This is a genomic window from Rossellomorea vietnamensis, from assembly GCF_008180615.1.
Taxonomy (GTDB): domain Bacteria; phylum Bacillota; class Bacilli; order Bacillales; family Bacillaceae_B; genus Rossellomorea; species Rossellomorea vietnamensis_D.
The window spans coordinates 82,071-96,597 of the sequence record NZ_VTEH01000006.1; the positions used below are offsets into that span (position 1 = coordinate 82,071).

At 40.4% G+C, this 14,527-nt stretch carries 13 protein-coding genes; 11 read left to right on the top strand and 2 right to left on the bottom strand.

Annotated elements, in window-relative coordinates; translation table 11 throughout:
- Positions 1–17 precede the first annotated feature (17 nt).
- The 10 genes from FZC79_RS10160 (at position 18) to phoU (ending at position 12,173) form a co-directional block, all read left to right on the top strand.
- Positions 18–1,649, top strand: a complete 1,632-nt coding sequence (locus FZC79_RS10160; RefSeq protein WP_148946684.1) for a Na/Pi cotransporter family protein — start codon at positions 18–20, stop codon at positions 1,647–1,649.
- A gap of 75 nt (positions 1,650–1,724) precedes the next feature.
- Complete coding sequence (locus FZC79_RS10165) at positions 1,725–2,204, top strand: DUF456 domain-containing protein (protein WP_148946685.1); 480 nt, start codon at positions 1,725–1,727, stop codon at positions 2,202–2,204.
- A gap of 322 nt (positions 2,205–2,526) precedes the next feature.
- Positions 2,527–3,135: a superoxide dismutase gene (locus FZC79_RS10170; protein WP_148946686.1), complete on the top strand. Its 609-nt coding sequence runs from the start codon at positions 2,527–2,529 to the stop codon at positions 3,133–3,135.
- Between the two features lie 174 nt (positions 3,136–3,309).
- The gene (locus tag FZC79_RS10175) at positions 3,310–4,527 is read left to right on the top strand and encodes an MFS transporter (RefSeq protein ID WP_148946687.1); all 1,218 of its coding nucleotides are present in this window, start codon (positions 3,310–3,312) and stop codon (positions 4,525–4,527) included.
- 635 nt (positions 4,528–5,162) lie between these two features.
- Positions 5,163–7,322: a penicillin-binding transpeptidase domain-containing protein gene (locus FZC79_RS10180; RefSeq protein ID WP_148946688.1), complete on the top strand. Its 2,160-nt coding sequence runs from the start codon at positions 5,163–5,165 to the stop codon at positions 7,320–7,322.
- 232 nt (positions 7,323–7,554) lie between these two features.
- Positions 7,555–8,583 carry a PstS family phosphate ABC transporter substrate-binding protein gene (locus tag FZC79_RS10185; protein WP_148946689.1) on the top strand — a complete coding sequence of 343 codons (1,029 nt, stop codon included), beginning with the start codon at positions 7,555–7,557 and terminating at the stop codon, positions 8,581–8,583.
- Positions 8,584–8,706: 123 nt separating this feature from the next.
- The gene (gene pstC / locus FZC79_RS10190) at positions 8,707–9,654 is read left to right on the top strand and encodes a phosphate ABC transporter permease subunit PstC (RefSeq protein WP_148946690.1); all 948 of its coding nucleotides are present in this window, start codon (positions 8,707–8,709) and stop codon (positions 9,652–9,654) included.
- Positions 9,655–9,656: 2 nt separating this feature from the next.
- Positions 9,657–10,541 (top strand): phosphate ABC transporter permease PstA, encoded by an 885-nt coding sequence (pstA, locus tag FZC79_RS10195; RefSeq protein WP_148946691.1) that lies wholly within the window; start codon positions 9,657–9,659, stop codon positions 10,539–10,541.
- 18 nt (positions 10,542–10,559) lie between these two features.
- Positions 10,560–11,387 (top strand): phosphate ABC transporter ATP-binding protein PstB, encoded by an 828-nt coding sequence (pstB, locus tag FZC79_RS10200; protein WP_148946692.1) that lies wholly within the window; start codon positions 10,560–10,562, stop codon positions 11,385–11,387.
- Between the two features lie 129 nt (positions 11,388–11,516).
- Entirely contained in the window at positions 11,517–12,173 is a 657-nt protein-coding gene (gene phoU / locus FZC79_RS10205) for a phosphate signaling complex protein PhoU (RefSeq protein WP_148946693.1), read from the top strand.
- A gap of 35 nt (positions 12,174–12,208) precedes the next feature.
- Here the strand turns inward: phoU and FZC79_RS10210 are convergent, their stop codons facing one another.
- Positions 12,209–12,667 carry an endolytic transglycosylase MltG gene (locus tag FZC79_RS10210; protein WP_148946694.1) on the bottom strand — a complete coding sequence of 153 codons (459 nt, stop codon included), beginning with the start codon at positions 12,665–12,667 and terminating at the stop codon, positions 12,209–12,211.
- 11 nt (positions 12,668–12,678) lie between these two features.
- Complete coding sequence (locus FZC79_RS10215; protein ID WP_148946695.1) at positions 12,679–13,038, bottom strand: hypothetical protein; 360 nt, start codon at positions 13,036–13,038, stop codon at positions 12,679–12,681.
- A 792-nt stretch (positions 13,039–13,830) separates the two neighbouring features.
- On the opposite strand from FZC79_RS10215, the gene FZC79_RS10220 reads away from it, so the two are divergent.
- The gene (locus FZC79_RS10220; RefSeq protein ID WP_148946696.1) at positions 13,831–14,520 is read left to right on the top strand and encodes a DUF4912 domain-containing protein; all 690 of its coding nucleotides are present in this window, start codon (positions 13,831–13,833) and stop codon (positions 14,518–14,520) included.
- Positions 14,521–14,527: the final 7 nt, after the last annotated feature.

Consider the following 14,527-nt stretch of genomic DNA (forward strand, 5'->3'; position numbering starts at 1 on the left):
ATTAGGGGTTGAAATCTTTGGAACTAAATTGGCAACAGATATTATTTGAGTTTTTTGGCGGGCTCGGTATTTTCCTTTTCGGAATTAAGTACTTGGGCGACGGCCTGCAGAAATCTGCTGGTGACCGTCTGAGAGATATTCTTGATAAATTTACAACCAATCCTTTTATGGGTGTTCTAGCCGGTATCTTTGTAACGGTATTATTACAGACAAGTACTGGTACGACAGTTTTGACTGTTGGATTGGTAAGTGCGGGCTTCATGACGCTTCGCCAGGCGATTGGCGTCATTATGGGTGCGAATATCGGTACTACTGTGACAGCCTTTATTATCGGTATTGACATCGGTGCATATGCACTGCCGATCATCGCCGCAGGTGCGGTATTAATTTTCTTCTTCAAGCATAAAAAGATTCAGTACTTTGGACAAATTACATTCGGTTTTGGTGCACTATTCCACGGATTAGAATTAATGAGTGGCGGAATGAAGCCGCTTCGTTCATTGGAGGCTTTTACTGACTTGACTGTCAGCATGAGTTCGAATCCGATTCTGGGGGTTGTTATCGGAACAGTGTTCACTGTGATAGTACAAAGTTCTTCAGCGACGATTGGAGTTCTGCAAGGCTTGTATGCAGAAAACTTAATATCAATCGATGCAGCTCTCCCTGTGTTATTCGGAGATAATATTGGGACAACAATTACTGCTGTTCTGGCTGCTATCGGAGCCTCTGTTGCTGCAAGAAGAGCCGCAGCTACACATGTGCTCTTTAACTTGATTGGGACAACGATTTTCTTAATTGTGCTTCCGTTATACGAACGACTGATTTTGTTCTTTAAGAGTTCACTCGATTTGAACCCTGAAATGACTATTGCCTTTGCACATGGTACGTTCAACTTGACAAATACCATTATTCAATTTCCTTTTATCGCTTTGCTTGCAGTGATTGTGACAAAGCTTATACCGGGAGAGGATGCATTAGTTGAATACAAGCCAAGGCACCTGGACCCATTATTTATTGAACAATCTCCTTCAATTGCACTTGGACAGGCTAAGGAAGAAGTTATCCGAATGGGAGAATTGTCGGTAAAGGGACTAGAGGAATCCCATAAGTTCCTTGAAAATAAAAATAACAAGCATTCTGAAGTTGCATATCAAATCGAAGATGCCATAAATAATATGGATAAAAAAATAACGAATTATTTGGTTGATATTTCTGCTGCTTCTCTTACAGATGAAGAATCTGAAAGACATTCGATCTTGATGGATACTGTAAGAGATATCGAGCGGATTGGCGATCACTTTGAAAATATCCTGGAACTGGTGGAATACCAGCAGGCAAATAAAGTGAAAATCACAGAAGATGCAATGACAGATTTAAATGTAATGTTCAATTTGACAGTTGAAACGGTGAAGAAGGCAGTTTCTTCTCTTGATACAAATGATCATAGTCTTGCCCGTGAAGTGGCTGAAAAAGAAGACCTCATTGATAAAATGGAACGGAAACTTCGAAAACAGCATATCCTTCGCCTTAATGAAGGGTTATGTTCCGGCCAGGCAGGGATCGTTTACGTGGATATAATCAGTAACCTTGAGCGTATCGGCGATCATGCTGTCAATATTGCTGAAGCGGTATTGGGAGAAAACGAGTAATTTAGAGTGTATAATAGGACTGACCAGAGGTGTACTGCCTCTTGGCCAGTCCTTTTGTTTTAGGAGGAAATAAATTTGGAGATTATTTACTGGGCTATAATTATTCTGTTGATTGCGGCATCATTCATTGGATTAGTCTATCCGATTATTCCGAGTGTATTGGTTCTGCTTGGAGCCTTTCTTCTTTATGGAGTGCTATTCAGCTTTGAACCATTCAGTTTATTATTTTGGATTATTCAAGGTTTGTTCGTTGTGCTGCTATTCGGGGCCGACTATGCAGCAAATATGCTTGGAATAAAAAGGTATGGAGGGACCAAAGCGGGCATCTGGGGAAGCACGATTGGATTGATCATAGGTCCATTTGTCATCCCGGTAGTGGGTATTATTGCCGGACCATTCCTTGGAGCGGTGCTGGGTGAAATGCTTGTGAATCGCACAGGTTTTAAACAGGCCCTGAAAGTTGGGACTGGGTCTCTGATCGGGTTCATCTCAAGTGTTTTTACCAAAGGGATCATACAGACCATCATGGTTATCTATTTTGTAATAGTCGTATAAGCAGGGGTTGTTAAGGAGATATGTCCCTCGCGCTTCCAAGATAAATAGCACTGTGTAATTGGGAGAAAAAGAGGAAGTTCATTATTCACCCATGCACATGATCAGCTTTTGGGGGAACAGAGGAAATTAGAAAAACTTTGAGGACCATCAGGAATAGAAAGGATTGTTTTGGCTATGATAAACATGTCATCAAACCTATTATCTATTCCAATTTTAATAATCCGAGCATTTCGTTTGATGGAATAAGCTAAATTTGGTAATCTAAAAATGAACAAGGCGGAATCAATAAGGATTCCAAATATTACATAGGGAGGAATATATCATGGCATTTGAATTACCGCAATTACCGTATGCTTACGATGCACTAGAACCTCATATCGACAAGGAAACAATGAACATCCACCATACGAAGCACCACAATGCTTATGTAACTAAATTGAACGATGCACTTCAAGGAAACGACGAACTTCTAAGCAAATCAGTAGAAGAAGTTGTTGCAAACCTTGATGCTGTTCCAGAAGGTGCACGCACTGCAGTCCGCAATAACGGCGGCGGCCATGCAAACCACTCTTTATTCTGGACGATTCTGACTCCAAACGGCGGCGGAAACCCTGAAGGTGAATTGGCGAGCGCAATTGAAAGCAAGTTCGGCAGCTTTGAGAAGTTCAAAGAAGAATTTGCTGCAGCAGGTGCAGGCCGTTTCGGTTCTGGCTGGGCTTGGCTGGTAGTAAACAATGGCGAGCTTGAAGTTACAAGCACGTTAAACCAGGATTCTCCTTTAATGGATGGCAAGACACCGGTTCTTGGATTAGATGTTTGGGAGCATGCATACTACCTTAACTACCAAAACCGTCGTCCTGACTACATCAATGCATTCTGGAATGTAGTGAACTGGGAAGAGGTTTCTAAACGATACAGCGCAGCAAAATAATATGCAAAAAAGAGGGTCCTTACGGGATCCTCTTTTTTTATGTCTGTGATAAAAATCGATAATACTGATCGTTCTTCTATTCTGACTGCAGCCTTATGACCCTTCTTTTTTTAATGGGTATAAGTTAGGTCCCTTTTTCAAAAAATAAGATTACGAAAAAGGGGAGTAATGCAAATGACCAGGTTTAAAAAGCTTTTAGGTGATATTGAATTAAAAAGGGATATTATGTTTTTACTGTTGATAGGCGGCTTGTATTCCATGAGCGTGGCATTGTCCAACACATTTGTGAACATTTATTTATGGAAACAGTCAGGAGAATTTATAGACCTCGGAATTTATAACTTGACGGTTGTCATTTTCCAGCCGTTAACCTTTATATTGGCTGGCAGATGGGCCAAAAAGATTGACAGGGTGATTGTGCTGAGAATTGGCGTCATTTTTTTGGCTGCTTTCTATTTATCTGTGCTGTTTTTTGGGGAAAATGCAGGTGAAAATCTGGTGATTCTGGGTGCACTCCTTGGAATTGGTTATGGCTTTTACTGGCTGGCTTTCAATGTTCTTACTTTCGAAATCACCGAACCGGAAACACGTGATTTTTTTAACGGTTTTTTAGGAACATTGACTTCGGCAGGCGGTATGGTAGGGCCTATACTTGCAGGATATATCATATCAAGGTTTACATCATTTCAAGGATACACAATTGTCTTTGGAATCTCTTTAGGGCTTTTCTCCCTGGCTGTCATTTTGAGCTTCTTCTTAAAAAGGCGCCCGGCACATGGAAGGTATTGTTTTACGAGGATTCTTAAAGAAAGAAAAAATAATGAGAACTGGAAACTGATAACAAACGCTCATTTCTTTCAAGGATTGAGGGAAGGGACGTTTATATTTGTTATTTCGGTGTTTGTTTTTATCAGCACCGGAAGTGAGTTTGCAATAGGTACTTTTGGCTTGATTAATTCAGGGATTGCTTTTGTAGGTTATTATTTGACTTCAAGGCTGATCAAAAAAAGATATCGAAAAAAGTCGATCTTGGCAGGCGGTTTGATTCTATATGCAGCCATCTTCTTGATCGTGTTTGACTTAACCTATGCCAAGCTCCTTCTATATGCAGGAATCATAGCCGTAGCATACCCATTACTGCTAGTTCCATATATTTCCATGACCTATGATGTCATCGGAAAAGGCTGGAAAGCTGCTGAGATGAGGATTGAATACATTGTGGTAAGAGAAATTTTCCTTAACTTAGGAAGAATAGTTTCCATATTGGCATTTATCTTTGCCATTACATTCTTCAATGAGGATAAAAGCATACCAATCCTGCTGCTCATACTGGGGTCGGGACACAGCCTCATCTATCTATTCATCCGGAAAATTAATTTGTCCATAACTTAGTGATTCAAGCAGGAAGGGCGCCCTTTCTGCTTGTTGTGCTTCAGAGGGAGCATTGAATCTTTTAATAGCCAAAGCCATGCTGTCAGCAGTTGCAGACGCCCTATGACTCCAATAAAAGTGATAATGACTAGTCAAAAACGGTGGCAGGCAGCTCAATGTTCAGAAATGTGCGCAGGCTGCATCGAATCCTCAAAAAGCGAAATCGGTTCAGTCTGACAGTATGAAATCCTCAAAAGTGAAATTGATGCCCTCAGAAGCAGCTTAAAAAGCATTGAAAAACTAAAATTGAAGCAGTCAACAGTATTTGCAGGTCCGCCGGCACAATTATGCTATTACTGAATCAGTTAATCCTCCATTTTGTAGCAGCAAGTCTTCCGATAACAAAATAACATTAGCCTCGCTTTAATGCCTGCTTTTAATAATTATCCAAGGAATTTAAATAAAAAATAAACTAGAGCAGAATTGGAAAAATTTTATTATATATCCATCAGTTGTTATGGGTGGAAAAGGTCCTTTTTTTTCTATACTATAGAGTATATGAGAATGGATATGAATTTTTGGAATTAATATAGAGGAAGGACTGGAAAAGCTTGAAAAACACTAAGAAAAAGAAAAAGACACATGTGCCTGCTCGTATGAACCTCTTGTTTTTTGCGGTCTTTTTATTATTTTCTTTACTGATCCTGCGGCTTGGACTGGTGCAGATCGTGTCAGGGGAAGAGTATAAGCGGGAAGTGGAAAGAACAGAAGATGTATTAGTCAATAACAGCGTGCCAAGAGGGAAGATTTACGACCGCGTTGGTAATGTTATTGTTGATAACACACCGATGAACGCCATAACTTATACAAGGACCCAATCTACAAAATCCCAAGATATGATCAAGGTGGCCCGCAGTCTTGCCCAATTGATTGAAATGGATACAGAGGCTGTGAGGGACCGGGATAAGAAAGATTACTGGATGCTGATCAACAAAGAGGAAGCCGATGAAAAAGTTTCAGCAGAAGAGAAAGCGGAGATCGGCAGCGATGACGAACTATCTCAGGATGAGATCAATGCAAAAATTTATCAGCTGACTTTAGACAGAATCACAGAAGCGGATCTGAACTCTCTGTCTGAGCAAGACCTTGAGGATCTCGCCATCTTCCGTGAAATGAACAGTGGATATGCTCTTTCTCCACAGATGGTCAAGAATAAAGGGGTCACCCAAGAAGAATTTGCAAGAGTGAGTGAGCATCTTTCCGAGCTTCCAGGCGTGAATACGACCACAGACTGGGAAAGGACTTATGTATTTGATAAGACCCTGAGATCCATCCTTGGAAATGTGTCTTCTTCCAGAGAAGGACTTCCAAGGGAAATGGTAGATTACTATTTAGCAAGAGACTACACACGTAATGACCGGGTGGGGCAAACTTACCTGGAGCTTCAATATGAAGATGTATTAAAAGGGCAAAAAGAAAAAATTAAAAATATCACTAAAGACGGAAGTGTCCTGGAATCTGTACTGATGCAGGAAGGTCAGCGCGGAAAAGATGTTGTGCTGACAATCGATATGGAATTGCAGCAGGAAGTGGAAAAAATCGTCACAGAAGAGCTGCTGAAAAATGTTAGCAACCCGCAGTCGTCCCATCTTGACCGGGCATTTGTAGTCTTAATGGATCCGAATACAGGTGAAGTACTGGCAATGGTCGGAAAGAGATATGCCAAGGATCCTAAAACAGGAGAGTATGGGATTCAGGATTATGCACTCGGCACATATACGAGTTTTTATGAGGTTGGATCAGTTGTAAAGGGTGCAACAGTATTGACTGGTTATATGACTGGTGTGCTCCAGCCTGGAGAAACCATCCTCGATGAACCAATTAAGCTTAAAGGCACCAAGGTTAAGAAGTCTTGGTACGGAGGCTCTCGGTCCTTGACTGACCAGCAAGCCCTTGAGGTTTCTTCCAATGGCTACATGTGGAAGGTTGCGATGAGGATAGGAGGCAACCCTAATTACGTTCGTGATGCAGCCATCAGCGGGGATGCAAAGGACCTTGATAACATGAGGAACCATTTTGCCCAGTTCGGCCTTGGTGTCAATACTGGTATTGATTTGCCCGGTGAAGTGAACGGATATAAGGGAAGTTTTTATACACCTGGGAACATGATGGACTTTGCTATTGGTCAGTTCGATACGTATACACCGATGCAGCTTGCTCAATATGTCTCTACTATTGCCAATGACGGCTACCGAGTAAAGCCGCACATCCTTAAGGAGATTCGAAAGCCGACGGGCGATAAAGAAAACATGGGACCGATCGAAACGGTCAAACAGCCCGAGATTATGAACAAAGTCAATGTTTCGCAAGCCCAGATAGAACACGTACAACAGGGTTTTTACCGTGTTTACAACAATCAGGATGGTACTGCCTACAGAGAATTCAACGATGCCCCTTATGTAGCAGCAGGGAAATCGGGTACCGCTGAAGCCCGGTATAGAGATCCTGCAACAGGAAACTATTATGACACGTATAATACAACACTGATAGGCTATGCTCCTTATGATCAGCCGGAAGTCGCTTTTTCTACAGTGGTGCCGTGGTCTCATAATGGCCAGCAAGATCCATACATTAATAAGAACATTTCAAGAAAAGTTATGGATAAATATTTTGACTTGAAGAAAGAACGTGAAGAAGAGGGATTGAACTCTTTAGAAGTAGAAAGAAAAGTGGAGAATGTTGATGAAGCAGAAGAACTGCAAGAGGAAACAAGAGAAGAAAACGCAGCAGGTGAAAGTACAACTGAAGAAGAGTAAGCGATAAGAGACCTTCCTTAAATGGAGGGTTTCTTTTTTTTTATGAATAAATACCCGGGATATTCAAATAATATCTATAATTCGATAAAATTTTCCGAAATTCAATGGAATTAAGCAAGAAATAAGTCGAATTTACAAAAGCTTTACAATCGATTAAAACCGGATTAACACTTCTCTATTATTCTATTACTCGTAGGACAAAAACAAAAATTTCTTTAGGGGGAATTTAGGAATGAAGAACTTCAAAGGACTACTTCTTCTAGTAGTAATGGCAGCACTAGTAATGTTCACAGCTGCTTGTGGATCTAACAATGGAAACAATGCTGGAAACAATGCTGCTAACAATGGCGGTAACACGGACACAGGAAATAACGGCGGCAGCGCTGACAGCGAAGAAACAGCTTCACTTGAAGGAAGCGTTGTAATTGATGGTTCTGGTACTGTATATCCGTTCATGGCTCAAATGGCTGAAAACTATATGGGTGAAAATGGAGATGTTTCTGTAGAAGTCAGCCGTGCTGGTACATCTGCAGGGTTCAAAAAGTTCTTAGTTGAAGAAGGCGGAACAGACTTCAACGATGCTTCCCGTGAAATTAAAGACGAAGAAAAAACTACAGCTGAAGATCTTGGTATGGAAGTAATGGAATTACAAGTTGCGCTTGATGGTTTGACTTTCGTAATCAACCCTGAAAATGACTGGGCAACTGAAATGACTCAAGAAGACGTTGTAAACATCTTCCTTGCTGAAGGTGGAGTAACAAAATGGTCTGATATCAACCCTGAATGGCCGGATGAAGAAATCAAGCCAATGGGTCCAAACGAAAACCATGGTACGAATGAATTCATGTTTGAAACAATCATGGAAGAAAAAGATTTTGTTGACGGTGTAAACCTGCAACAAGAATACTCAACTCTTGTTGACCTTGTTTCTAAAGACAAAAATGCAATCGCGTTCTTCGGATTTGGTTACTATGACAACAACAAAGATAAAATCAATGCTGTAAATGTTGACTTTGGCGATGGTCCTGTAGAGCCTAACCTTGACACAATCGGATTAAGCGAAGATTTTGCATACAGCCCATTTACACGTCCAGTATTTACTTACCTGAATGTGAATATGGCTAAAGAAAAGCCACAAGTTCTTGACTATGCAAAATACACAATGAACAATGCTCAAGACGTAGCTACTGCAACAGGTTTTGCTCCTCTAGCAGATGAGACTATCGAAGAAAGCCTAGCTAAATTAGAAGAAATTCAATAATAATTTGAGTCGAACTGTACGCTGAGAAGATGAGAAGATAATTCCTTCTCATCTTCTTGTGTGTTATTAAAATAAGAGTAATTTTCTTCCTCAAGGGATGAAGGATGAAAGGGGTTATCAACCATGAAGGATTCTGGAACAAATGGCAAAATAAATGTTCGGGAAATGATTGAAGAAAAGAAAAGTACACTGAACATTAATTCTGTCATGGAAAAATTCATTCCGAAATTCTTATTTGCCATTGCGGCGATATCGATTTTCACGACTATTGGAATTGTTTTCACCTTATTAGCAGAAACAGTTAACTTTTTTAGGAATGTTCCCTTCTTGGACTTTTTCACAGGAACAGAATTGAATCCAATCGGAAGAGAACCGCAGTTTGGGGTACTGCCGTTGCTCACTGGTACGATTATCTCTTCTGTCATTGCTATGTTTGTAGCGATTCCAGTTGGATTAATGTCTGCTGTATATTTAAGTGAATATGCTTCAGATAGAGTAAGAAAAACACTGAAACCGATATTGGAAATCCTTGCTGGAATTCCAACAATAGTCTATGGATTCTTTGCATTTACATTTGTGACTCCTCTAATAAGATCATTTATTCCTGCAGTAGAGCCTACGAATATCCTCAGTCCAGGAATAGTAATGGGAATTATGATCATCCCGATGGTAGCATCTCTTTCTGAGGACGCGATGAGTTCTGTGCCCAACTCAATGAGAGAAGGAGCACTTGCACTTGGTGCAACAAAACTCGAAGTAACCTGGAAAGTAGTTATTCCTGCTGCTATTTCTGGAATAATATCTTCCTTTGTACTTGGTATATCCCGTGCGATTGGAGAAACGATGATTGTTACGATTGCTTCTGGAAGCAATAAGAATTTCACGTTTGACATCACCCAGTCCATGCAGACTATGACTGCTTATATAGTAGAAGTAACCGGTGGAGAAGCAGCAGCCGGAACAACGATTTACTACAGCTTATACGCTGTGGCGATGACTTTGTTTGTGTTCACTTTGATCATGAACTTGATTGCACAATATATTTCTCGTAGATTCAGGGAGGAATATTAATTATGAAGTATGTAAACGCAGAACAAGTACAAAAGCACATGGGCTTGCGCTTATTTAAAAATAAGCTGGCAAAAACTTTATTCTTATTATCTATCCTGTTCGGACTGGTCGTATTGGTAACATTGATATACCGTGTTGCTTCTGACAGTATCGGCTGGATTGACTTTGAATTTCTATCAGGAAAGCTTTCAGTTAACCCTGATAAGGCAGGAATCCTGGGAGCCATTCTTGGAACGGTCTGGCTAATGATCGTCGTGGCGCCAGTCACTATGTTCCTTGGTGTTGGTACAGCAATCTACCTTGAAGAATATGCAAAAGAAGGAAAGCTAAAGAGTATTATTCAAACAAACATCAGTAATCTTGCTGGAGTACCATCTGTTGTATTCGGTATCCTGGGATTGACTGTATTTGTCCGGATGGCTGATTTAGGTAACATAATCCTTGCCGGGGGCTTGACAATGTCCTTGCTCGTTCTTCCAATTGTTGTTGTGGCAAGCCAGGAAGCGCTTAGAGCAGTGCCGCAATTTTTAAGGGAAGCATCATATGGAATGGGTGCAACCAAATGGCAGACTGTCAAAAATATTGTTTTGCCTACAGCGATACCGGGTATTTTAACAGGTGTAATACTAGCTCTATCACGTGCAATTGGTGAAACAGCACCTCTTGTCGTTATCGGTATACCTGCATTATTGATTCCACTGCCAGAAGGCGTTTTTGACAAATTTACCGTAATGCCAATGCAAATTTATTATTGGACAGTTGACTCTGCTTTGACTGATGAATATGCCTATTTAGCAGCGGCTACGATTGTTGTGTTATTGATTGTACTGTTCGCGATGAACTCTATTGCAATCATTATCAGAAACAAGTTTCAAAAGAGATTCTAATTTTTGGAGGTTTTTTCAATGGCAGTACTATCTGGTAACGAAAAGAAGAGCAATGTCACTTTAAAAGAAGATACAACGGTAAGCCCAAAGAAAAGCGTTGTTTATGAAACAAAAGACCTTAATCTTTGGTACGGAGAAGACAAAGCACTGAAAAACATTAACCTTGCGATAAACCAAAATGAAGTAACAGCAATTATCGGACCGTCCGGGTGTGGTAAATCCACTTTTATTAAAACATTGAACAGAATGGTAGAACTGATCCCCGTAGTGAAAATTTCTGGTGATATCAGCTACAGAGGAAAAAGCATCTTGGATAAATCCTTTACAGTTGAGGATCTGAGAACAAGAGTTGGAATGGTGTTTCAAAAACCAAATCCGTTTCCTAAATCAATCTACGACAATGTCGCTTATGGACCAAGAATTCATGGTATCAAAAATAAAAAGGTATTAGACGAAATTGTTGAAAAGAGTCTGCGAGGTGCGGCGATCTGGGATGAAGTCAAAGACCGCCTGAAGGAAAACGCCTATGGACTTTCCGGCGGACAGCAGCAGCGTCTATGTATTGCCCGCTGCCTCGCCATTGAACCAGATGTCATCCTGATGGATGAACCAACTTCAGCACTTGATCCTATTTCTACCCTGAAAGTGGAAGAACTTGTGCAGGACTTAAAAAAAGATTACAGTATTATCATTGTCACGCATAATATGCAGCAGGCTGCACGTATCTCTGATAAGACAGCTTTCTTCTTGAATGGAGAGGTCATTGAATTCGATAAAACTGATACTATTTTCTCTACTCCAAGTGATAAGAGAACAGAGGATTATATTTCAGGCAGATTCGGTTGATCATGGAAATATCCTTAGTTTATCAGCTAAGGATATTTTCATATGGGTTGCGAGGGTGAGACTAATCAGAAGAACAGTGACAGAATCATAATGGATTGATCATTTAATACTTAAAGTGGAGGGGTATGTATGGCCAGAGGACAGTTTGATGAAAGCTTGCAAGACCTGCAGGCAAAGTTAATGGAGCTGGGAAGACTTGCGAACACTGCTCTTGATATGAGTGTCAAAGCTCTTGAAGAACAGGATATTGAAAAAGCTTTGGAAATCATTGAAGATGACACCCATGCAGATTTGCTGGAAGAGGAGATCAATGATATTGCCATTCTGCTTATCGCCAAACAGCAGCCTGTGGCAACTGACCTGCGCAGGATCATTGTCATAATAAAAGTGGCATCTGACATTGAAAGGATTGCCGATTTTGCCGTTAATATTGCAAAATCTACAATCAGAATCGGCAAGGAACCGCTGATTAAGCCAATTAAAAATATTAAACAAATGTATACTCTTACTTCTAACATGATTAACTTGACACTTGAATCTTTTGTTGAAGAAGATGTAGTCAAAGCGAAGAAAATTGCTGATTTAGATGATGAAATTGATGATCTTTACGGAGAGACTATCAGGGAGCTGCTTACATTAAATAAACAGCAGCCTGAGTTCACCGACCAGATTACACAGTTATCCTTTATCTGCCGTTATCTTGAGCGCTCAGCAGATCATGCTACAAACGTGGCGGAAGGTGTATTCTATCTCGTAAAAGGAAGACGCTTCGATTTAAATTCCTGATTATAGAAAAAGGCAGCCCATTTGCGGCTGCCTTTTTACTTTGTTAATAAAGTTGATATTTCCTCAAGTGTCATTTCCGAATGAAGCTGATAGTCACCTATCTGAATTTTATCGGCACGTCCACTTTTCACCAAGTAGCTGTTAAAGTCACTTGCATTTTTTATTATTCCTTTGCTTTCGAGCTCATCGCCGATTTCGATGGGAGTCATTCCTGAAGAAACGGTCAGTGTTATTTCAGTTCTTGCATCTTCTTCAACTTCGGATTCTTGTTCTCCAGATACACTGTCTTTAGACAGTTTATCTATCTGCTCTTCAAGATTTCCGATTTTTTCTCGCTGATTCCTTGCTTCTTCCTCAGTCAAAACAACATAACCCTGCTCTTCCAGCGTCTCCCTGGAATCAGCTTTGTCCTCAGTACTATAAGAGAATATGATCAAGAGGATGGCAGAAAGCAAAAGACCTGCTGCGAAAGACCTTGAGTTTTGTTTATTCATGGTGACTCCTTTCAGACGCCGCGATTACGGATGATTTCTTGTACATCCATTAGCGGCAATGCAGATTGTTTGGCAATTTGCTCTATGTTCATTCCTTGAGCATGAAGTGCCAGTACCTGATTTTTCACGATCTCATGTACCTTCTTTTTAGGACGCTGGGGCGGGGGTGCTTGGAAGAGGGGACCTTCATCCATTAGCAGCTCTTCTTCAAGAACTTTCAGCCTCTTTTTCAGTGTGTAATTTTCCTGAAGGAAGTTCATAGAAAGCTCTTCCACATCTTTTTCCAAAGTTTTGTATCGGTCTCTTTGAAAAAAAGAGAGGATAAAAAGCAGAGAGGAAAGAGAGAGAAGGCTGATGATTACGATTGTCATAAGTTCACCTCGTATGAGTTTGCTACCTATTATTTATAGCACAGTTTTCCGTATTTCTCTATACCATTTACTAGACTTTAATTTTCAAGATCTATGGCTATTACCTTAAGAGACGCGGGGTGAAATAACTTTGGTTCTTCGCTCGTAAATATGAATAAAGCGATTGTATAACTGCATATCGGGCTAGCAAATATGAATGAAGCCCTCGTATATAAGTATATCCCTCTCGCAAGGGGCTATAAATTTGGTAACCCGCTCGTATTCTCATAATTTCGCTCGCATTTATGTATAACTCGTTCGTATAACTGTATATCCCGCTCGCAGCTATGAATGAAGCGCTCGTATATAGGCATATTCCGATCGCAAGTTGCTATAAGTCTGGATGTCGCTGGTATATATGTATATCCAGCTCACGCCTGGATTAAAAAATAGCAGTTACCGCTCCTATCGCTCGCCTTAATCTATAATAGATCATGGCGAAATTCGCAGGTATATAGGATTTGGCAGGTAGTCCTCTGATTAGCTTTTGAAATTTATATGGAATAGCAACAAAATTTACGGGCCTATTAATAGAAGAAACTTGTCGTTTTCCGCTGTTTAATTGGATTAAAAACCATTTAAACAGCTGTAAACGAATTTTTTTTGCCCTTTTTTCATTGTCTTGATGCAGGGAGGCAGAATGCGACAAAATGCGTTTATTGTAGGTTTTTGCCCTTGGTGATACCATTAAATGGACGAATAAACATTGTACTCAATGCATATAACCACAAATTGATATCAGAGGTGAAAAGAATGCTGCAGCAAATTATTGAATACCGTAATCAGGGAATGTCTTTTAGAAAGATTGCAAAAGAAATGAATACAACAGTCGGAAAAGTACAGTATCAATGGGTGAAATTTCAAAAGGCCCTTGGAGATTCCCAAGCGGCTGTTGCGGCAGCCTCAGAAAATACTGAGATAGTGTCCAAGCCTAAAAGGCAGGGGAAATATAAAGCGAGAATCTCTAATAAAGGCACAAAAGCTAAGCCGTTGAAATCTGAACTGACCGCAGTATTCTCAGACAGCACAAGAATTCTATGTTATTGGAACATCCCAAGGGCGATTATTAAGCAAGTGAAGGAGTTTCATGGGGTTAAGGAAAACCAATCTCTATATTGTCTCAGAGTATTTGATATCACGTCCATTGTCTTTAACGGACACAATCACCATAGCTATACTGATATTATTATACAACCACACACAGGACACTGGTTTATTAACAGCCTCAAACCAAACAGGTCTTACTGTGTTGAATATGGGATAGTAGACCAGGGAGGCAGGTTCACGGGAATAACACGCTCTAATGTTATACAAACCCCTCGGACTGGCCATGAACAGGACTATCACCCGCTTAATGCACTTAAGGATTTTGAAGCGGGCAAAGCACAGACCCCTCAATGGGTGGAACATGTAAGTACCTATTCGTATTACGTGAAAAACTAGGAGGAAG

Excerpts from the sequence above, each read along its gene's own strand:
- FZC79_RS10185 (WP_148946689.1), top strand. The coding sequence starts at position 7,555 with ATGAAGAACTTCAAAGGACTACTTCTTCTAGTAGTAATGGCAGCACTA.
- FZC79_RS10220 (WP_148946696.1), top strand. The coding sequence starts at position 13,831 with ATGCTGCAGCAAATTATTGAATACCGTAATCAGGGAATGTCTTTTAGA.
- pstC (WP_148946690.1), top strand. The coding sequence starts at position 8,707 with ATGAAGGATTCTGGAACAAATGGCAAAATAAATGTTCGGGAAATGATT.
- FZC79_RS10180 (WP_148946688.1), top strand. The coding sequence starts at position 5,163 with ATGAACCTCTTGTTTTTTGCGGTCTTTTTATTATTTTCTTTACTGATC.
- phoU (WP_148946693.1), top strand. The coding sequence starts at position 11,517 with ATGGCCAGAGGACAGTTTGATGAAAGCTTGCAAGACCTGCAGGCAAAG.
- FZC79_RS10210 (WP_148946694.1), bottom strand. The coding sequence starts at position 12,667 with ATGAATAAACAAAACTCAAGGTCTTTCGCAGCAGGTCTTTTGCTTTCT.
- pstA (WP_148946691.1), top strand. The coding sequence starts at position 9,657 with ATGAAGTATGTAAACGCAGAACAAGTACAAAAGCACATGGGCTTGCGC.
- FZC79_RS10175 (WP_148946687.1), top strand. The coding sequence starts at position 3,310 with ATGACCAGGTTTAAAAAGCTTTTAGGTGATATTGAATTAAAAAGGGAT.
- pstB (WP_148946692.1), top strand. The coding sequence starts at position 10,560 with ATGGCAGTACTATCTGGTAACGAAAAGAAGAGCAATGTCACTTTAAAA.
- FZC79_RS10215 (WP_148946695.1), bottom strand. The coding sequence starts at position 13,038 with ATGACAATCGTAATCATCAGCCTTCTCTCTCTTTCCTCTCTGCTTTTT.
- FZC79_RS10170 (WP_148946686.1), top strand. The coding sequence starts at position 2,527 with ATGGCATTTGAATTACCGCAATTACCGTATGCTTACGATGCACTAGAA.